General features: G+C 67.0%; 17 protein-coding genes and 1 pseudogene. 12 read left to right on the top strand and 6 right to left on the bottom strand.

Annotated features, from left to right (window positions below; all coding sequences use genetic code 11):
- Positions 1-324: 324 nt before the first annotated feature.
- The gene (locus ABZ934_RS32200) at positions 325-660 is read left to right on the top strand and encodes a hypothetical protein (protein ID WP_361320019.1); all 336 of its coding nucleotides are present in this window, start codon (positions 325-327) and stop codon (positions 658-660) included.
- Between the two features lie 334 nt (positions 661-994).
- Positions 995-2,226, top strand: a protein-coding gene (locus tag ABZ934_RS32195) for an IS3 family transposase (protein ID WP_361320022.1) whose coding sequence is annotated in 2 segments (ribosomal slippage) — positions 995-1,312 and positions 1,315-2,226 — 1,230 coding nt in all. Because the reading frame shifts where the segments join, the coding sequence is not laid out codon by codon here.
- A 509-nt stretch (positions 2,227-2,735) separates the two neighbouring features.
- On the opposite strand, the gene ABZ934_RS32190 is transcribed toward ABZ934_RS32195, so the two are convergent.
- Positions 2,736-3,833, bottom strand: coding sequence for a site-specific integrase (locus ABZ934_RS32190; protein WP_361320016.1), 1,098 nt, complete (start codon positions 3,831-3,833; stop codon positions 2,736-2,738).
- A 261-nt stretch (positions 3,834-4,094) separates the two neighbouring features.
- Between ABZ934_RS32190 and ABZ934_RS32185 the strand changes: the two genes are divergently transcribed.
- The 3 genes from ABZ934_RS32185 to ABZ934_RS32175 all read left to right on the top strand — a co-directional run bounded on the left by ABZ934_RS32185 (position 4,095) and on the right by ABZ934_RS32175 (position 5,387).
- A complete protein-coding gene (locus ABZ934_RS32185; RefSeq protein ID WP_361320013.1) occupies positions 4,095-4,343 on the top strand; it encodes a hypothetical protein in 249 nt (82 codons plus the stop codon).
- Positions 4,340-4,630 carry a hypothetical protein gene (locus tag ABZ934_RS32180; protein WP_361320010.1) on the top strand — a complete coding sequence of 97 codons (291 nt, stop codon included), beginning with the start codon at positions 4,340-4,342 and terminating at the stop codon, positions 4,628-4,630. The genes ABZ934_RS32185 and ABZ934_RS32180 overlap by 4 nt, the downstream gene beginning before the upstream one ends.
- 127 nt (positions 4,631-4,757) lie before the next feature.
- Positions 4,758-5,387 (top strand): hypothetical protein, encoded by a 630-nt coding sequence (locus tag ABZ934_RS32175; protein ID WP_361320007.1) that lies wholly within the window; start codon positions 4,758-4,760, stop codon positions 5,385-5,387.
- A gap of 14 nt (positions 5,388-5,401) precedes the next feature.
- On the opposite strand, the gene ABZ934_RS32170 is transcribed toward ABZ934_RS32175, so the two are convergent.
- Positions 5,402-5,779, bottom strand: coding sequence for a VOC family protein (locus ABZ934_RS32170; RefSeq protein ID WP_361320004.1), 378 nt, complete (start codon positions 5,777-5,779; stop codon positions 5,402-5,404).
- Between the two features lie 119 nt (positions 5,780-5,898).
- Here ABZ934_RS32170 and ABZ934_RS32165 point away from each other — a divergent pair, with 119 nt between their 5' ends.
- The 4 genes from ABZ934_RS32165 (at position 5,899) to ABZ934_RS32150 (ending at position 10,016) form a co-directional block, all read left to right on the top strand.
- Positions 5,899-6,048, top strand: coding sequence for a hypothetical protein (locus tag ABZ934_RS32165; protein WP_361320025.1), 150 nt, complete (start codon positions 5,899-5,901; stop codon positions 6,046-6,048).
- Between the two features lie 222 nt (positions 6,049-6,270).
- Positions 6,271-6,825, top strand: coding sequence for an XRE family transcriptional regulator (locus ABZ934_RS32160; protein WP_361320001.1), 555 nt, complete (start codon positions 6,271-6,273; stop codon positions 6,823-6,825).
- Positions 6,826-7,026: 201 nt separating this feature from the next.
- Complete coding sequence (locus ABZ934_RS32155; RefSeq protein WP_361319998.1) at positions 7,027-8,397, top strand: Fic family protein; 1,371 nt, start codon at positions 7,027-7,029, stop codon at positions 8,395-8,397.
- A gap of 350 nt (positions 8,398-8,747) precedes the next feature.
- Positions 8,748-10,016, top strand: a complete 1,269-nt coding sequence (locus ABZ934_RS32150) for a hypothetical protein (RefSeq protein WP_361319995.1) — start codon at positions 8,748-8,750, stop codon at positions 10,014-10,016.
- A 2,100-nt stretch (positions 10,017-12,116) separates the two neighbouring features.
- Here ABZ934_RS32150 and ABZ934_RS32145 read toward each other — a convergent pair.
- Together ABZ934_RS32145 and ABZ934_RS32140 are read right to left on the bottom strand one after the other, a co-directional pair.
- Positions 12,117-12,317, bottom strand: a complete 201-nt coding sequence (locus ABZ934_RS32145; protein ID WP_361319992.1) for a hypothetical protein — start codon at positions 12,315-12,317, stop codon at positions 12,117-12,119.
- 775 nt (positions 12,318-13,092) lie between these two features.
- Positions 13,093-13,574 (bottom strand): annotated as a pseudogene (locus ABZ934_RS32140) (helicase); the annotation flags it as partial.
- 78 nt (positions 13,575-13,652) lie between these two features.
- On the opposite strand from ABZ934_RS32140, the gene ABZ934_RS32135 reads away from it, so the two are divergent.
- Both ABZ934_RS32135 and ABZ934_RS32130 read left to right on the top strand, forming a co-directional pair.
- Complete coding sequence (locus ABZ934_RS32135) at positions 13,653-16,637, top strand: serine protease (protein ID WP_361319989.1); 2,985 nt, start codon at positions 13,653-13,655, stop codon at positions 16,635-16,637.
- A 44-nt stretch (positions 16,638-16,681) separates the two neighbouring features.
- On the top strand, positions 16,682-17,269 hold the full coding sequence (locus ABZ934_RS32130) for an NUDIX hydrolase (protein WP_361319987.1): 588 nt from the start codon (positions 16,682-16,684) through the stop codon (positions 17,267-17,269).
- On the opposite strand, the gene ABZ934_RS32125 is transcribed toward ABZ934_RS32130, so the two are convergent.
- Positions 17,266-18,471, bottom strand: coding sequence for a hypothetical protein (locus tag ABZ934_RS32125; RefSeq protein ID WP_361319985.1), 1,206 nt, complete (start codon positions 18,469-18,471; stop codon positions 17,266-17,268). The genes ABZ934_RS32130 and ABZ934_RS32125 overlap by 4 nt on opposite strands.
- A gap of 78 nt (positions 18,472-18,549) precedes the next feature.
- Here ABZ934_RS32125 and ABZ934_RS32120 point away from each other — a divergent pair, with 78 nt between their 5' ends.
- Positions 18,550-18,927 (top strand): CU044_2847 family protein, encoded by a 378-nt coding sequence (locus ABZ934_RS32120; RefSeq protein ID WP_361319982.1) that lies wholly within the window; start codon positions 18,550-18,552, stop codon positions 18,925-18,927.
- Positions 18,928-18,978: 51 nt separating this feature from the next.
- On the opposite strand, the gene ABZ934_RS32115 is transcribed toward ABZ934_RS32120, so the two are convergent.
- A complete protein-coding gene (locus tag ABZ934_RS32115; protein WP_361319979.1) occupies positions 18,979-19,335 on the bottom strand; it encodes a hypothetical protein in 357 nt (118 codons plus the stop codon).
- Positions 19,336-19,799: the final 464 nt, after the last annotated feature.

Here is a 19,799-nt window from a genome sequence, read left to right as displayed (position 1 = left end):
CGCACCGGAATCTGGATCATGAACCAGAAGACCCGGCGCGACCGACTCCACCCCGACCAACTCCGAGCACTCACCGAACTCGGCATCCACTGGGCCCGGTGACCGGGAGCCTACCTGTGCTGCGGGTGGCGCCGCTCGCCCAGGAGACAGTGTTCTCGTTCCTCGGCCGGATAGCGGGCTCGTACGCGATCGACGCGGGTGAACTGCGATCCTGCTGGCAGTGGTCCAACCAGGCGCCGCGCGTCTTGGGGGTCGCGGGCCCCCGCGCCGACGCCGAGATCCTCCTCAACCGGGCCGGCCGCCGCGTTCTGGCCGGACTGTGCCGTGTCGGCCCTCGGAGCCTGGAAATGGCCCTGCCTGCCTGGAACCGGGCACCTCACCCGACGCTGGCACCACCGGCGCACCCGCCTCGCGGACACCAACCCACCACCCGCCCAAGGCAGGTCATGGGCGCTGACCGGACGCGAATTGGTCACCTACCCCGAAACCGTCACCCTCGCCCGACACCTCGCCCGCACACCCCACCCCCAGACCGACCACGGCTTCCTCGACCAAACCGCGAACATCCTCGGCCTGGGCCAGCTCGTGCTCCCGCCCGACGACCTGCTCTGGGCCTGGATCCACACCACGCAGCAACGCCCCGCACGCCACTGCCTATAGACGAGCCATCACACCTGCACAAAAAATCAGAACACCTACGCACATCTGGAAAACTCGGCCAACCTGAGAAAACCCCAGGCCAACCCTCCTGCCCGCAGCCGCCAGATGCGCCATCGGGCAGCCCCGACCACCACAACAGACACCCAGCAGCCCGCACACCAGCCAACCAACCTGAACACACCCAGGTCAAAGAACCAGCCCAGGAACTACATCAATGGCCCGTCATAACGGCTACACGGACCGCACTCCGCTGTCCAGCGACGGGGCCTCCCCCTGAGTGGTGGACACGCTGATACTGGATCTGCTTGATCCGGAGGAAGCGAGAAGACCGCCGATGGCGCTAAAGGATTATTCGGACGAGTTCAAGGCCGATGCGGTGGCCCTGTACGAGTCCACACCCGGGGCGACGTACAAGAGCATCGCCGCTGACCTGGGCATCAACCGGGCGACGCTGCGCGAGTGGGTGCTGCGGGACCGCGAACGCCTCGGCGTGACCACCGTGGCTGCGCGGCCTGCCGCCCAGCCGGCGGCGGCGTCCGCGGATCCGGACGAGCGGGTCCGACAGCTGGAGGCCCGGGTGGCGGAACTCGAGGCCAGTGAGCGCAAGCTCGCCACCGAGCGGGACATCCTGCGCAAGGCGGCCAAGTATTTCGCCGGAGAGACGAACTGGTGACCAGCCGCTTCCAGTTCGTTGACGACCACCGGGCCACCTTTGAGGTGAAGCGGCTCTGCCAGGTCCTGGACGTGAACCGGTCCAGCTACTACAAGTGGCTCGCCGGTGCCGAGGCCCGGGCCGCCCGGAAGCGAGAGGACCGGGTCCTGGCCGAGGAGATCCGTGAGGTCCACGACGAGTCCGGCGGCGCCTACGGCTCCCCGCGCGTGACTGCCGAGCTCCGCGAGAAAGGGCGGCAAGTCAACGAGAAGCGGGTCGCCCGGGTCATGCGGACGTATTCCATCGCCGGGATCCGCCTGCGCAGACGCGTGCGCACCACCGTCCCCGGCCCGGCATCCTCGCCGGTTGAAGACCTGTTCCAGCGGGACTTCACCGCCGCCGAGCCGGGGCGGAAGTACATGGGTGACATCACGTATCTCCCGCTCGCGGGCGGGAAGTTCCTCTATCTCGCGACCGTGCTGGACTGCTTCAGCCGCAAGATCGTCGGCTGGTCCATCGGCGACCACATTCGCACTGATCTGGTCGCCGACGCTCTGCGGATGGCAGCCCGCACCCGCGGCTCGCTGCACGGGGCAGTGTTCCACTCCGATCACGGAGCCCAATACGGATCCCGGGCCTACGCCGGCCTCTGCGGCCAGCTCAAAGTCACCCGGTCGATGGGCGCGGTCGGCACCAGCGCCGACAACGCGGCCTGCGAAAGCTTTCACGCCTCCCTGAAACGCGAAACCCTCCCGGGCACCCACGACTACGGCGACGCCGCCACCTGCAGAAAAACAGTCTTTGCCTGGTTGACCCGCTACAACACCCGCCGTCGACACTCCGCCAACGGCCACCTCAGCCCCGACGCATACGAACGACGACACCACGCGGCTAAACTCACACTCGCCGCGTGATCAATAACCGCGTGCCCACCATCACGGGGGAAGGCCCGTCCTCGATGGTGCCGCCTCGGCAGGCCATGATCTCCGCAATGGTCTTCAGCCCGGACGAGATATTCGCAGCCGAGATGTTGGTCGGCAGTGAAGCCCTCAAGCGGGCGAACCCCTCGGGGTCGCGTGCGGTCTCCAGAGCCGGCCGAAGATGCCTCGATCTTGACCCGATGAGGAATTCCGGGTCGGGTCTGACGGCATCCGCGCAGAGGAGCGCCAGCACCCCGACGAGGAGCGTTTCACGGCGAGACACTCGCCCTCCCGGGCGGGCCCAGGTTGCGAAGGCATCCCTCCACCCCTGCGACGCAATGTGTTGGCCGTGGGCAGGGCTCCTCTGCCAGCGCTGTTGCCAGGTTTCTCCCGGAAAGGTGATCAGCCAGTCGAGCAGGAGGCGTGCCCCGAACATCCGATTCGCCTGGGCGCTGGGTTCCACAGCTTGTAGCGGTGGGCGAGTCAGCCGCTCAAGGACCTCTTCACGCGTGACCGCGGTCGCTTCCGGCTCTGATGACGTCGTCCCTTGTCGGACGGTTGTAGATGTCCAGGGTCGACAGGTACTTGTGGCCGAGGATCTTTTGCACGTAAACCGGCGGCATGTTCGGGTCATCGAGCATGAGGAACGTCGCTGTGTGCCGCAGGTCGTGAAGGGTCCAGTTGGCGCCCAGGAGATTGTTGGCGCGGTTGAACATCATGCGCGCCGCGTCGTACTCCAGCGGCCGCCATGGGCGCCGCAGCGTCCACCACAGCGGATGGTGGCGGCCCCGAGGGACGCCCTTCTTCCAGGCGGACTCTTGGTAGAGCCGCAGCCAGACGAACGCATCCGGGGTGGCGGCCAGGTCCTGGTAGTCGCGGGTGCCCTTGCGGATCACACTGACGGTCTGCTCGCCGACAACCGCGCCGCCCTGCTTGACGGTGAGTAGTTCCTCGGCGCGGGCGCCAGTGGCGACCCAGAAGGCCAGCAAGGCGCGGTCACGATGAGAACGGAGCCCGGCGAAGACCTTGGTGTACATCTCGTCGGGAATCCGCCGTGGGACCCGCTGCGGAACGGTCGGCCGGTAGAGGCCCGTCCGTCGGTTTCGGTGCTTCTTCCCACCATCACGCTGTGTCCCGAGCTGGGCCAAGCGGCGCCCACGGACCAACGGGAAGGGGTTCACCAGCAACGAACCGGTGCTTTCATCCAGATGGAAGTTGTAGAACTCCCGCAGCACCGTCTCGCAATGAGCACGGGTTGCCGGCGAGTACTTGGTCCCGACCGTGGGTTTACCAGTCACCGGATTCGGTGTCCCCGGCGCCGGCCTGTCACTGCGAGGCGGCGGGACCTTGGAGACAGCCTTACCGCGATGGCGCCAATGGACACGCTTCGGCTTGTCGGCCACCTTCATCCACAACATGAAGTCCCGAGCGTCTTCCCGGGTCGCACGGTCCCACTCGATCCCGAGCGCCCATAAGAACCGGAACCAGCGCAGCAGATCCATGCCGTACGAACGTGGCGTCAACGGCGAGCTGTCCCTCGCCATCAGCTCCTTGAGGTAGAGCGCAGTGGGCTCGACCGGCCTCCCGAGTCCATCCAGCACCCTGTACGGCTCCCAGGGATCTCCGTCTTCAGTAACTGGCCTAACTCAGGCAGAACAAAGTTCCTCAGGTCCCTTCCGGACCGCTGCTCATCAAGCACATCGGGAAGCTAGCAGATACCCGGTCTGACCTGCGAAGACAGCTTAGTTAGTTCGGTTAACAGGCCTGGAATGCCACGACGGCACCCCGGCCGACCCCAGCTCCTACTTCGCGCCCCCGGCCAAGCACCTGCTGGCCGCCTGACCCGAGAGGACACCCGCGCTATGAGCACCGCCCTCCGCGCCTCCGCCTTCACCGAGCCCGACCGGCCCAAGAACCTGCTGATCAGGTTCCTCACGACCGGCGGCAGCTACGTCGACGTCACCGGCCACGGCGAGCACGCCAAGAACAACCGCTGGAACTGCCTCGGCTGCGGCGACTCCTCCACCTGCCCGGAACAAGACGGCCTGTTCCGCATCCGGCCGGACGCCAACAACCACGCCACCGCCTGCCGCGCCATCCCGCTGACGTGACCGCCCGCCGCCCGCGCACCGCCCTGCTGCTCGCCGCCGCCGTCCCGCTCACCGCAGCGACGGCCGCCGTCTTGCTCAAGGCCGGCCACCTCAAGCTCCACGCCGACCGGCACCGCATCGAGATCACCGCCCAGCCCCGGCCGAACTGCCCGCACTGCCACGGCGAGGGCGGCTGGTGGACCGGCGGCGCCTTCCCCGAGATGGAGGCGTGCGGCTGCTGGTCCCACCGCCGCGAGCTCCGCCTCCGGCTCCTGCCCATCCCGGCCTGGGACGAGCCGCCCTTCTGAACACCACCGCCCCCGGCCGGAATCCGGCCGGGGGCGAAAGCGCATCACGGGGCACCCGCAGCATCGGCTAGAGGCCGGCCGCCCCGCACACCCCACCCGAACATCCGAGACGAGGAGCACACCCAGCATGACCGATCGCCTCCGCGCCATCGAGGGCCTCGCCCTGGTCGCCGCCCTGACCGCCGTCTTCGACGGGGTCCACGGCCTCGGCGACCAGTTCGTCCAGAACTCGCACGACGCTTCGACCAAGGGCATGCACGGCTCCCACCTGGTCTACAAGAACGACGGCTCCCCGGTTACCGAGGACCCGTGGCGGCACGGCCCCGAAGGCCGTACCTGCACCGCCAGCGCGTACGGCCGCCGCTCGGTGAGCCGACACGTCGCCTCCTACTCGGCCGTGCAGCTCGCCTCCACCCTCGCCGTCACCCGCACCCTCGGCTACCGCGTCCCCGCCAGCGCCCTCCTCACCGGCGCTGCGATCAACGCGATCACCCACGGAATCCTGGACCGGCGCGAACCGCTGCTCTGGCTCGCGGAGAAGGCCGGCAAGTCCGGCTACATCAAGCACGCCACCGTCGTCCGCAAGGCCGGCGGCGAGGGCACCGGGTACCCCAAGGCCGTCCAGGACGTCTCCGGTCCCGGGACCGCGCTCATGGAGCTCGACCTTCTCTGCACCAAGGCGGTGCGTGCTGGTTCCGGGCAACCCCGGATCATGCCGCGGCTGCGGGGGCACCGCAGGCCGCGGCGTGACCGATGAGCCTCGGACGAGCGTCAGAGCGGCTTGATGCGGGCCTTGAGCAGGCAGAACTCATTGCCTTCAGGGTCGGTCAGGACATGCCAGTGCTCGTCCCCGGTCTGGCCGATGTCGGCCCGGCGGGCACCGAGCTTCAGAAGGCGTTCGAGCTCGGCGTCTTGGTCGCGGTCGGTGGGGTTGAGGTCAATGTGCAGCCGGGACTTCCCCGGCTCCGGCTCGTCCCGGACGCTGAAGAAGATCGTGGGCTGCGGACCGCCGAACCCTTCCGGCGTCCCGATCTCCACGCAGCCCTCCTCGCGGCCGACCACGACGTAGCCCAGGACCTCGCACCAGAACTGCGCCAACAGTTCGGGGTCGCGGCAACCGAGCACAAGCTCACCGATACGACATGCCATAAAGAACCTGCTCTCAGTCGGCGGGTACCCGGGGCCACGCGCGCAGCTCATGGCCTCCCAGCAGCGAAAACAACTCCGCGACCGTACCGGACGAGGCGAGCATGGAAAAGATCTTTTTCATGTCGAGAGCCGATGTCCTTCCCGACACCTTCGACAAACTTCCGGAGACCTTGGACACGGCGTCCAAGAAGGACATCGTCAGCCGCATAGAGCATGCCGTGACCGTGCGCGAGTGGGTGGAACGGATGGCTGCCGATGCAGGTCCGTGATGCCCCTGGGCAGCGGTGCAGCCTGCTGGACAATCTGAGGAAATGACACCGAAAGTGAGAACCTACATCTGGTTCGCCCAATGCGACCTCAAGAAGCCGCCCAGGGGCGGCTCTCGCGGCCGATCTTCCCATCCCGGCCCCTCCCGTCGTCCGAGAAGAAGATCGGCCGCGAGAGCCGCCGTACAGAACGTGCAGGCCGAGAATGCGAAGGAGTGACCTGCGATGGGCATGGTCGACGAAAGCCTGACGCGCGCGGACGAGCCCTACTTCACCCGGCCGGCCCCGAAGTCCGCGGGCGCCCAGATACGGTTCCTGGCCAAGCAGTTGAAGTCCACCCGCGAGGTGGCCGTCCTGCTCGGCATCTCCCAGCGCACCGTCGAGCGCTGCCTCAAGAACCAGATCAAGACCCCCCGCCCCGAACTCGCCGGGCGCCTGGAGACCGAGGTCCGGCGCCGCTGGCGGCCCCTAATCCGCAAGCGCGCTCGCGCCCAGGCCGCCCGCACCACCGGCCTCGTCATCGAGACCCGGGCCCGCTTCGGTTTCACCGCCGCGCCCGGCACCACCGACGACGGCCGCATGCGCCGCACCACCCAGCACCTACCCCCGGAGTTCGCCGGGCGGCTCTTCGCCGCCCAGTACGCTGGCGCGACCGAGGCCGAACTGCGCGCCATCGCGGCGGAGGGCCTCCAGGAGGTCTACTTCAAGGACAACGGCCGGCGGGCCGACCAACTGCTGGTGGAGTTCACCGACATCGACTACGTCGACTTCAGCTTCTGAGTCTTGTGCGCAGAGCCGAGTCGGAGTCGATCTGTGTGAGCCGAAGCGCGGTAGTTGTCACAGAGGCATGCTTGTTGTCACCAAGATCGGAGGCACGGGCCCGCTCAGGGCGACTGACGGGATGAGACTGAACACTTCGGCTGGCGCCTCCCGCGGTAATTCGCTTGAACCACAGTGGGGGCGACGTGGCAGGCTTGCGCGGTGATTGTCGAGCTGGCCCCCCGTTTTCTGACCTGGGACGATGTGGATCCCGCGCGCCATTTGTTCGACAGCGCGTCGGCACCGCAGGTGGTGTGGTCGCTCGGGCCCGCCCGGAGGGTACCCAGCCGCCCGGACATCCACTTCGGTGACCCGGCGATGCACGCCTGGAGCTGGGGCGAGGGACAACCCTGGGCCGACGCCATGTCGCAGGCACTCACCGAGCACTACGGCCGCTGGACCGTGGGCTGGCGCTGGTCGCACGACGAAGGCGACTTCGACGGAGGACCCGTCGGGAACTGGTGCTGCCCCCGGGACTCGATCACCACACCGCAGGAGACGCTCGCCCGTGTCGTCGCGGCGCTGCGCGAATGGCGCGAGTGGCTGGAGAGTCTCGCCGGGTGGTTCGACGCGTACCCGCTGGACCTGGCCGGCATCGAGGACCAGCGGATCCTCTGGGAGCGTGCCGCCCGGAACCTGATCCTGCAGGTGACCGACCGCACAGGCTGCGGCAGCGGTTGGCACGGACACTGCCGTCAAGTGCTCACCTGGTTCCTCAGCCGCTGGGGCGTCGCGCCCGACCTCGCGCAAGAGCTGGTCGACGAGGCGATCGGCGGGCGGTTCGCGAGTTGGACCGGCCCCGACAACGTGCTGGTCGAGGACGTCGCGGAGCGGCTCGCGCTGTCGCTGCGGCCGGACGACGGCGCACAATCCGTCGGACCCGCGCCGGACCACCTCGAGCGCTGGCTCGCGGTGCGCGAGACAGTGCCATGGCAGGACTTTCCGGACGGCGGCGGGGACGAACCGGTGGTTCCGTCGCGCGACGGCGTGGCGGAGGACATACACACCTTCGATGGCGCCTTGGATCCCGCCCGCGCACGGGGCCTGCTCGCCGCCCTGGACCTGTTGCGGGTCGACGCGGCGCGCGGCGCCGCCCTCGACTTCGAGCTGCTCCAGCTCTGGCAGCAGCACGTGCTGGGCACACCGCAGCCGCCGCCGTTCCGCGACCTGCCGGCCTTCGCCAAGGGGGGCAGGGAACGCTATGGCATCGGCCCGGGCACCCGAGCTCGCCTCGACGCCTGCCTGGCCGAGAGCGCGCGCCACGCCGATCGGCCCGTTCCCCTCATTGCCCGCGCCGCACGTGCCTATCTCGACGTGTGCTTCTTCCATCCCTTCGACGACGGCAACGCCCGGTCCGCTCTCCTCGCCCTCGTCTTCGTGCTCGCCCGCGAGGGCGTCACGCTCGACGGAGTCAGCCTGCTGCGTCGCGTCACCTTCCAGGCTGACGAGCCGCAGGACGCGCTGATCCTCACCCGGTACATCGACATCCACCTCGCGGAGACCCGACGCAACACCGCATCCCTCGACTCCTAGCAGTGGGCATGAAGGCGCTGATGAGTCCATGCCGAGCAGCTCAGTCACACGGAACCGTCGTGCAGGTCGCATGGCGGCGGAGCACTGGAGCCGGTGACAACTGCCATGCTTTCCGCGCTGCTGGTGACAAATAGCATGCCGACCTGGTGACAACTGCAGTGCCTCGCCGTGCTGATGCCGCAGGTCAGTGGCCGCCAATGGTGACAACTATCGTGCTTCGGCACACTGTGACTGAGTGCTTCAGTTGGCGAGTGTGCACGCGAGTTGGGGCCTGGAGCGCTTGGTGTTGTGGTCGGGTAATCCTCAGATCAATCTGAGCAGTGGCGCGTACTCTCCATGGATCGCAGTGTGTGACCAGCGAAGGGACTCTGATGGCCGTTTACGTCGCCGGAGCGGACGATGGGGAAGAAGACGAGACGCCAGCCGCCGGAAAGGATGTCGAGTCGAAGCCCGTGCCTTCCGATGTGGCAGCGTCGACAGTGGCGAAGATCACCGATACCAGTCGGATCTATGGCGACCTCTACCGGACGCTACAGCTCGGTCCGCTACTTCCGGCTATGCAGCGCGACTTGCTGAGGGTCGGGAAGATCGTTGCCGACATGCAAAAGACCATGATCCCGTCCTCGGTCACCGCGTACGTTGCCGGTTTGCGGTCGATGGACCAGTTGGCCGGTAGGCAGCATCTCCAGTACCTGCAGGCTACGACCGCACTCAGTGACGCGATCGTCGGTTCGCGAACTCTGTCGGCCTGGCGGATGTCCCTGCAGATCCAGAACGTCATGAGCGAGATCGTCAAGGGGCCGGCCTTCACCATGCCGACGCCCTGGGCCTCGGAGAGCTTCCGGAAGGCACTCGGAGGCACCGTCCACCGCCAGGTGTACATGACGGACTGGCTGGCGCAGATCGACACCGGGCGAGGACTGCTTTCGGAGGCCAGCAGTCGCCCTCTGTCGGAGTACCGGGAATACGTGGGCGGTCTCGGAGACAGCCCAACCCGCTTCGAGCTTGCTTCTTCTCTGCACTCCGGTCTCGGCGTGAACGGGCTTCTAGGGGCTGATGCGCTCAGTTCCCCTGCCGTCCTCGACGACGCCGAACTGGAGGTGGAGGTCGCCGACCGGGTCGAGGATCTCCTCACTCCGCAGCAAGCTGGGCGGCTCGACGCATTCGAGGACCTCCGCAGGGTGATGACGGGCGTCGATGCCAAGGTTGTAGAGATGCTCGAAGGCGGATGGCATGTCGTTCGTGATGCTCCGCCGGCTGCTGCCGAAATGGCTGCTCAGTGCGCGGTCGAGGCCATTGACCGGGCCATCCGCGCAGCCGCGCCCGATAGCGAGGTAGAACAGTGGCTTCCTGCTTCAGGGCGTCCCAAGAAAGAGTGGCACTCTGAGTCCGGCCGACTCACCAGATCCGTGAGGATCCGGTACATCATGCGCGGTTACAAGGACGAGGCGAAGATGACGTGCACCGTGGCGGACAACCTCATCGCCCTTCAGATGCAGACGACGTCACGCGCCCAGGCCATCAAGCACGCGTCAGCAGGCGACTTGCAGCTGGCCCGCTGCCTGCTGAGTACCGCGGAGCACATCCTGACGATGCTGTTTGTCGTCGAGAGACATTAAAGGCAGTCGGGACAACCCCTTCATTCGCGCCCGGCGCGGGTTTCCAACCGCGAGAGCGGACTCCTGTGACCGATTGCTCGGATGCCGCACCGGGAGGAGCGGAGGCGGTCTTGTAGCTGTCTCAGAAAACGCGGTTTCCCCTGGCCAGGGTACCCGTGTCCATCGTGCCGAAAGAATCAGTTGAAGGTCGAGAGCAGGCAGGAAGCGGGGGCCCTCGTCCAGGTACAAGATGCGTGCTACACGGTGCGGTGCGAAACTCAACAAGGACGGTAGCGAGACCCGACCAATACGCCTCTCTCGGAGGTGAGGTCGAAGGCATACGTTACGTCTGAGTCCCGTCGGGACGCGGCGCCACGATCGTGGCTTGACGAACGTCTCGGCGAACGCAAGATTCTGAGACAGGGAGCGTGAAAGGCATGGCCCGAGTCCACAGACATCTTCCGGCTGTCGCCGCCGCGTCGGCAGCGGCAATCGCACTGGTCGGGAGCATTGCTCTACCAACTGCCGCCGCATCCCCGAAGCTTCTTTCGCAGTCGGACACGTGCAAGTCGGGGTATGTATGGCGTGAAGCCACTGGCCCCGGTGACCACGTCTGTGTCACCCCGGGGGTCCGCACCCAGGCACAGGACGACAACGCCCACGCCGCGGCGAGGCGGGTCAGCCCCAGCGACTCCACCTGCAAGTCCGGATATGTGTGGCGCGAGGCAACAGCCAGCGACCTTGTCTGCGTCACCCCGGGCACCCGCGCCCAGGCAAAAGACGACAACGCCCACGCCGCCAGCCGCGTCCAAAAGGGCGCACAGAACTCGGACACGTGCAAGTCGGGGTATGTATGGCGTGAAGGCACTGGCCCCGGTGACCACGTCTGTGTCACCCCGGGGGTCCGCACCCAGGCACAGGACGACAACGCCCACGCCGCGGCGAGGCGGGTCAGCCCCAGCGACTCCACCTGCAAGTCTGGATATGTGTGGCGCGAGGCAACAGCCAGCGACCTTGTCTGCGTCACCCCGGGCACCCGCGCCCAGGCAAAAGACGACAACGCCCACGCCGCCAGCCGCGTCCAGCAGTAGAGGTTGAAGACCAGTGGATCATGTCCGGCCGCTGCTGCCCGAGGTCTGACGGGGGGCAGGAGCGGCTGGACGTTCTTGAGTTCCGCCACCCGGCGCCGTGAGGACTCCCCAGCCCAGGTTGACACCGAGAATCTCAATCACTTTGGCTCGAAGGCGTCGTCTATGGCTATGCCGAGGCCCGGCGGCGCACCAGTCTTCTACGCCGTCGACGACCCTCGAAAGCGCACGACGCGCCTGCGGATCACAGTCTCGCCAAAGCGCCCACCCCGTGGTCCAAGAGGGGGTGCAGTCGCCTGGCTACGGTTAGGTGGCGATGTTGACAGGCCAGCGCCCACCCGGGCAGCGGCGACCGTGAAAGCGCCGAAGTCCGGCGAGCGTACTGCAAGCGGTTGGGACACTCCGGCTCATATGGGAGCGCTCCGCGCCACCGCGGCCGCGCTCGACTACGGGCCTGTCCCAGCGCGCCCTGATCGCCGTCTCGGGCCGCAGCGGCGACGTCGCGGAGCTGATCACCCGCCGACTCACCACACTCGCCCACAGCGCTGACGGCCCCGGACGAGCCCGCGGTGCGCGCGGTGGTCCGCCAGGCCGTCCGCGACATCCGCACCGCCCCGCCCCCGCCCCCCGTCGATCCGCCGGCGGATCGACGATCGCCGCGATGCGCGCTCTCGTTGACCGCCTCGCCGCGAGCGCGTACGCCATAGGGGAACTGATGCCCGAAGTCGCCCCCGCCTTCTGTCCGACGAGCAGGCAGCCGATGTCCTCGCGTTGCTGTGCAACGAGATCGGGGAAGACCTGGAGCACGGCCTCACGGCCCGCCGCTATGCCCTGGACGGCACCGTGCTGTAACTGCCTGCCGGCTGGGCAAGCCTGGCTTGTCGAGCGGGGTGGTGACTGGGAAGGGCGGTCACCGGTGAGTTGTCCGGTGACGTTTTCGGTGAGTGGTGACTGACGAGTGGTGCGCGGGTGCGCGGGGCCGCGCACCCGGTCCTGGCCTGCGGGGTGCGCGGCCGCGCACTATGCGCTGGGGTCAGCCGCGGTCGCGGTCCGCGGTGGTGCCGGGGCCGAGGGGGCGCCGGCCTTGGACGGCCTGGTGCTCGTCGGTGGCGGCCTGGGCGGGTGGGGTTGTGTCGGTGCCTTCGGCGGCGAGTCGGGCTCGGCGCGCGCCGGGGGGTTCGGTGGTGGGTGTGGTGGGGCGGGGGCCGGTGCCCAGTGGGCGGCGCTCGGTCATGCGGTCAGTCTCCCGGCGCCGGCTCCGCCTCGGTCAACTGGGGGGAATCTGGAGGGGGAAGCCTGGGGGGAAGCCTCGGGGGAAACCTGGGGGGTACGCCTAGGGGAAGCCTAGGGGGAAGCTGTATTTCCGAGGGGCCTGCATTTTGCCTGGTCAGGGTGTGTTTTCCGCCTGGTGAGTAGCCGGACTTATATGTGTGTAGGGGTAGGAGGGTGCTGCGCCGGCTGGTGTTGGGCGGGGTGCCCAGAGGGTGCTTGGCCTGCTGTGGGTGTCGCTACGGTGGCGTGATCATCGGCAGGTCGGGAGGCTCGGGTGCGGGTTCGTCGGACGGGATTACGGGCGGCTGGGGCTGTGGGAGTCCTGTTGCTGCTGGCGGGCTGCGGGAGTCCGGAGACGGACGCGAAACCGGCTGTGGGGCCGTCTGCGGCGCCCGCGTCGTCGGCGGCGCCTGATTACCTCAGGCGGGGGAGCGCGTGGCTGTCTTGGCCGCGTACAGGGCGATGTCGGCGGCGGAGGTCCGCTCGTACTCGGGCGGGCGCTTGGACCCGGAGTTGGAGCGCTACGTGCGATGCGTCGCTTCCATGTCAGTGACGTTGCGTCAGGTAATGCCGTTTGTGCTGGTGGAGGCGGTACTCGGATTCGGCTCACTGACATGGGACGGTGCTTGGGGGTGGGGGTGCTGACATGGGGCGGTAGATGCCCAGGTCGTGCACTGACACGAAACCGGCAGATCGCACACGGCGTAGAGGCCGGTGATCTCATTCTCGGCCCGCTACCGCAGGAGAGCCTGGTAGCCCTCGAGCCACACCAGGGATTCGGGCCGGTAGACCCGGGTGCGCAGGAATGCGGCGATGGTCGCCGCGTCGCGCGGGGTGGGGAAGTGGAGCAGCGCGGACTCGATGGCGTCTTGGCGCCGGCTTCCTGGCCCGCGCCGTCGCCTGTGCCGCCCCCGCCGACGATCCGGCCGTCGGCGTCCCGCTGGACGTGCACTGGGCGTTCGTGCTGGCTGCGTGAGAGGGCGCGGGAGACGAGTTGCTCGACAAGTCGTTCCGAGTGAGAGCGCAGGCCCTTGAGGACGGCCACGAGCGGCTTGTAGCCGGCGGAGGCCACCATGTCCTTCGGGTTCTCCCCTGGCTCGAGGAAGACCGGCACGATGATCCGCGCCACCTTCGTGGTCCCGTCGCGGTGGGGACGGAGCGCGCGTCCGATGTTCTCGACGATCTCGACCTGGGACCCGCGGGTCTCGGCGAAGCAGATCGGCGGACACCAGTCGTGGCTACTGGATTCCGGTGGCAGCGCACGGAAGGCTGGTTGCCCGACCCGGAGGAGTAGGGCATGGCTGCTGACGATGAGGCATGGCGGAGACGGGATGAATTGAATCGGCTGGCCGTCGGGCAAGTGGTCGGCGTAGGGACAGTGGACGACCCGCACGGCTCCGGATTCTTGGTCTCCGAAGACACCGTCGTGACCTGCGCGCATGTCGTACAGAGCTGCGAGGCGGTTTCGGTATCGGTGCAGGGGCGCACGATCGACGCCGAAGTGGTCCGCATGGTTCCGGAGAGCGGCGGTGAAAATGACATCTATGAGTTCCCGGATCTCGCGGAGCTCCGTCTCTGTCAGCGCCTGCCCGGCATCGGGGTGTGGCTCGGGGAGAAGGGACCGTTGCAGGGCGGAGAGGTGGCTGTCCATGGATTCAACGAGCAAGCCTTGGAAGCTGGCGTGCAGCGGGGCACTTTGCGCCTCGTCGTGGCTGGGCCGGATGGACAGTTCGTGCGGCTCCAGGGGGACCAGGTTGTGCAGGGCTTCAGTGGCGCCCCGGTGCTCGATGTCCGTACCGGGCGGGTGTGCGGCGTACTCAAGGCGTCGCGCGACGAGCAGTACGACCTTGGCGGCTGGCTGATCCCCGTCGATGCCGTACGAAGCCATTTCCCCGAGCTGGCGGAGCGCAATGACCGGGCCCACCGGCCCGGTACTCCATGGTGCGACGTGGCTTTGGAACGCTCCCGCAGGCAGACCGCTCTCTTCGGTCACTTCGGACCTGCCCGGCGGCGCGCCGCACCTCGTGTGACCCCGGCGCAGCTGCTCGCCCATGGCACGATGCCCTTCGAGGATCGCCCGGAGCTCGCGGATCTGCGGGCATGGTGCGATGGCGAACCGGACTACTTGCTGCGCCTGCTGCACGCGCCGGGGGGCTCCGGCAAGACCAGGCTCGCTGCTGAACTGTGCCGCGAGATGCACGATCGTGGCTGGATCGCTGGGTTTGCGGACAAAGGGGCGCTGGCCCGACAGGGGTGGCTAGGTGAACTCACCGATGCCCTCTCTGCCGGAATCCCGGTACTGGTCGTCGTTGACTACGCCCAGGCCCGACTGGATGACATCTGTGCGCAACTGGAGCACGTGGACCGGCATGGTCCCGAGCGGATGCGGCTGCGGTTGCTGCTCCTTGCCCGCTCGGACGAACCGCTGTGGCAGGCTCTCCGACGCCGTGTCGACGACTGGGCGCTGGCCGATGCGAGCGTGGTACAGCTCCCCAGGACCATCGTGGCTACGGGGAATACCTCCTTGGTCTCCAGGGCTTTTACGGTGTTCGCCGACCGCCTCGGCTGTGGGTGGCTCGCCGCGCCGGAATCATTGGACGCACGCGCTGAGAAGCAGGACTCGCTGCTGGGCATGCTCGCGCTTGCGTTGGATGCCGTCCTTGCTTTGGAGCAGGGCGGTACCTGGTCCGAAGTCGACGATCCGCTGGAGCGGATCTGCGACCATGAGATTCGGGGCTGGCACGGGCTGCTTGCGGCCCGCCTGCCCGGGGAGACGGCGCTGTTTGGCGAGAGCGGTGAGCGCCTGTCGGAAGGACTGTTGCTTGTCCCTACCCTGGCTCCGGGACTGCCCCGAACCGATCTCACCGATGTGTTGAACAGGGTTTACACGGCGGCCTTTCCCGGGCAGCAGGCGCTCAACATTTTCGGTGTCCAGGCATCTCTGCGGATGCTCTATCCCGCCGGAGGTGATCAAGTGGCCCCGCTGGAGCCGGACCGGATCGGCGAGATTCTGGTCCGCCGGGTTCTCAGCACACCGGAGAGCTCAGGGCACACCACGGCCTACCTTGCCGCGCTGCTGCAGACGTGCCACCCCGCCTCCGAGGCGGCGCGCATCGCGGCGGCTGTGGACTCCGTTGAAGTGCTCGCCCGAGCCCGTGGCTGTACCGGCGTCGGACGAGTCGAGGAACACCCTGCCCACCCGGTCTTGGACGCGGCCCTGGGCCAGGTTGTCGCCGAGCATCCGGAGGTGCTGCTGCCCGCGCTTGTGATCACGGGCGGTGTGCTGCCCCATGCCGAGCCGCTGGCCGACCTCATACTGCCAGTTCTGGAGGTATGCGAGCCGTCGCTGCTCGCCTCAGTCGAGAGCAGGTTGCCCGACTACCCTTCGAGCCTGTCCTCGGTCGCGGTGGTGGTCCTCGGCCGGTTGCTGGATCTGCCGAGCGCGCAATTCACCGAGGAAGACCAACTCCTCAGACTGCGCCGCCTTTCCCACTACAGTCTCCGACTCGACGACACCGGGCGGAACGACATGGCGCTGGCGCCGGCGCGCCAGGCTGTCGCACTGAGCCGCGACCTGGTACGCCAGTCCGGACGGCACATGGCCGAGTACGCAGCGGCGCTCAACAACCTAAGTCTGCTGCTGCACCGTGCGGGGCAGACAGGGCCCGCGCTGGAACAGAGCAGGCTGGCGGTTGAATTCTACGAGCAGTTGTTGGCGCAAGCCGAGGAGGGAAGCTTGCAGCGGCAGAGGTACCTCCTGGACACCGCAGCGGCCCTGAGTACTCTCGCACTGCTGCGCCGGGAGGACGGCCAGGTGCACGTGGCTGCCCATGAGGCCGCTCGGGGTGTGCTGTTGTGCGAACAAGCGAGTCCGGGTGCCCGGCAGGACGACACGATGCTGAATTGCCTCGAAGTACTCACCGAGTGCAAGCAAGAGATCGGCCTCATCGAGGCTGCCGTCGTCACCGGAGAAGAGTCTGTAGCGCTGCTCCGCGAATTGACCGAGCGACAGCCAGGGCGGTACCTTGCGAGGCTTCCCGAGAGGCTGCACAGCCATGCGAGGGGTCTTATCAGGGCAGATCAGTATCGCCGGGCCTATATCGCGATGAGGGAGGCCGCGAACCTGCGCAAGGGGCTTCCAGGCGGGGACCCCGCACGGCTCGCAGCGCAGCGGCAATCGTTGCGTGCGCTGGCTGGACTGTGCTGTGAGCTCGGTGAGTTCTCCCATGAGCGTGCTTCCTGGCTGGGGCAGCTGGAATCCTTGGACGATCATGGAGGATGAGGACCGTCGCACGGGTAGTCCATGACATTCCAGGCAGGAGCGATATGTCGACCGATCGCGAGACTTCCGGGTCTCCCGCGCCGATCCGGCGACAGCGGGCCGTCGAGGTCTTCAGCAACCGCTTCGGGCGGCTGTACAACGACGACGTTGTCTCGCCGGGCGGGTTGCCGGGTAACTATTTGCGGTGGCAGTGGGCGCAGACGGGGGTGGTGGTGGTACCGGTGGGGCCGGACGGCATGGCTTTGGTGCCTACCTATCGCTATCCGGTGGGTGCCGCCTCCCTAGAGTTCCCACGCGGCGGTTGCGAGCCTGGTGAGCGCCCCGAGAAGGCGGCCGTGCGTGAACTGTGGGAGGAGGCCGGACTCGAGGCCTCTTCTGTGCAGGACATCGGATTGCTCCACGCGGATACCGGCCTGATCGAGACCGGTATCCACGTCTGTTGCGCCACCGTGCTTCCTGCGGAACGCAACGCCGCCCGGCCGGAGGCGATGGAGTCGGTGGCCGAACCGGTGTGGGTCTCGCAGGACGAGATGCCGGGATGGCTGAGGCAAGGGAGGATCACCTGTGGCGTCACTATCGCTGCCTACGCCCTGGTGATGGCCGAGCGGAATACGCTGCCGCCAGTTTGCTAGAGGGTGACCACCCGGTCGAGCGGATCGAGGTCCTTCACCGGTCGCCGGGCGGCCTGCATCCAGTCGTCCTCCGCTGCTCCGGTTGGACGGTTCACCACATGGAACGACAGGGTCCCGGCATTGCCGGCAGCTGCCGTCTGGATCTCCAGCCCCGCCCCCAGCCGACCGGTAGCCGGGTCCTCATCCAAGCCGAACCGCATCAGACGTGTCTTGCCCTGTAGGTGGTCCCATGCCCGGCCGCCACTGGCACGGAATGTGCGGTCGAACGCCTCCAGCATCCACGAGCTGAACTCGTCGACAGCGGCCCGCAGGACCGAGACGTCCGGCTGCAGGCCACGCCGGAGCCGTGCCAGCTCCCGCACCAAGGCGCTGCGTGACGGCTGCGCCGTCGCCTCGAACAAAACCTCTACAGGGAGCTGCGACAGCAGGAAATTGTCAAGCACCGCCGCGGGCAGCTCGGCCTGTTCCAGGACCCGGCGGCTTCGCGAAGCCGGGATCGTTTCCGGTACATCGCGCGGGCTCGCCATACCGACGTCCAATACGCTGGGGAGAGCCTGCCGGTAGGACTCACCAGCCCAGTCGTCCACCGACTGCAGCGCCAGTACGACTCCCGCGCTCGCCCTTTGGGATGTTTCCCGGTAGCAGCACAGCCAGTCACGGAGCGACTTGTAGTACAGCACTTCTTGGTCCCTGGCCCACAGCAGAGCGGCGTCTAAGACTGCCCGAGTATCGCCTTGAGCCGGCTGGAGCCCCAGCTCCAGCCGGTGCAGCACACCGGATTTGAAGGCAGCCGCTACAACCTGTCCCTCGTAAGGCACGATGTGTGCGGCTGTCATCGCGTCCAACTGGTCGGCATAGTCGGGACTGGGGACGTTCTCGACGTTCTTCGTCGCATGCTCGTCCCTGATGCTGCGTAGCGTGTAACCCGCCCGGCGAGCCACACAGATCCGGCCCTCCTCCAGCAGCGGGGCGAGATCCGGGAGCACTGCGCCTGCAGAGGCCTTCTCGACTCTTTCAGCTTCCTGGGGCGAGACGAGCGCGCGGAAGTACTTGTTGTTCAGGCTCTGGGAGTCCCCGATCAGTAGAGTGTCCGCGAAGAGAACGTGCAGTAGTACACGCGACCGTAGATCTGAGGCTCTGTCAATCGGTGCCGCCGCGTGCGGCTCGACGTCAGAAAGGTAGATCCTTTCTGCGCCCGTCACCCGAGAATTGTTGTTCACCGGCCGTCACCCCTCTAGACGCGATGCAGTTCCTGAGCATTACATCATCAAGGAGGAGAATTGTCAGAGATTGTTCAGGTTGAGACACCCGAGGGAAGTCTCTGGGTGCGCATCGAGGATCGTGGCGGGCCCAGGGATACGGCGTTCGGTGGCAGATACCGGTTGGATGATCTTCCCAGCACGCTGGAGACCATCGTCGGCAGTGTGCGCTCGGGGCTGCGTAAGGCTGCCCCGGACGAGGTTACGCTCGAATTCGGAATCGAACTGGCCATCAAGGCCGGACTTTTGGTGAGTGCAGTGACGAGCGCGGGCGGGAAGACCACCCTTAAGGTATCGGCGACCTGGAGGAAAGGCGGGGAACCTGCCCTCTCAGTGACCGCGTCTGACCAGCCCGAAGAATCTGAGGAAGTTAACGAACCCGATTCCCCTGCCACTTAAAATCTACTCCCGTCTGGGAAGCGGGTGCCCTGCTCTCCCAGACAGAGCGCATCATTCCATTACAACGAATTCCGGTGATGTGGTGGTCAGAGCGCGAGGTCGATCTCGAACCACCACCGTGTCGCCGACGCCCGCGCTTTCGCCACCACCCTTCACGACACCGCCACCCTCCCCACCGACCTGCGCCCCGAAGGCTTGTGGGCGGACTGGATCAGCGGCGGCCACGCCCCGCAGGTCCGCCGCCGTCTGCTGCTCGAGTTCGCCTCCCACGCCGACCCCCACACCGGCCGTGCTGGCCAACGGGGCGAAGTCCGCACGCAGGTTGGCGAGGCTGTAACCGGAGGTTACGGGACGGCTGGTGATGACCTCCTCTACCCCCTCCCCTGGCGGGTTTTCCCGCCGCTTCATTTTCAGTGGAGTGCCGAATGCAGAACAAGGAGATGAAGGCTAGCGAGGACGGGCGGATCCTCTTTACCTGCTATGAGGGCCGCTGGATCCCTCAGAAATGCCCGGAAGGTACGAAAGCAGTCAGGAGGTTGTTCTTCGTCGGCTGCCGGAAGGTGTGATTGAGAATGGAAATGAGCGTGTATCACTCTGCCCATTTCCAAAGTTTGGAATGGCTGTCCTGGTTCGCGGCGGCTCGGTAGGTTCGTGGCTTTGGTGGCGCCAACCGGCCGTCCTCACCCATACCCGCCACCACACCGACGAGCGGGGTGTGCTGGTGCGTCGGTTGTTGGCGGTGGAGCCGGGTTCTGTGTCGCGGCTGCATCTCCTCTAAGACGTCGTCTCATTTGGGGTGTTCGATAGTCTGCGGCCGTGGACATTGTGGAGCGTCTGGTGCCGGATGAGCTGTGGGAGTTGTTCGCGCGGGT

The organism is Streptomyces sp. NPDC046557, from assembly GCF_040645975.1.
GTDB lineage: Bacteria > Actinomycetota > Actinomycetes > Streptomycetales > Streptomycetaceae > Streptomyces.
Note: the sequence above shows the minus strand (reverse complement) of the source record. Positions and strands in the feature narration are given on the sequence as shown.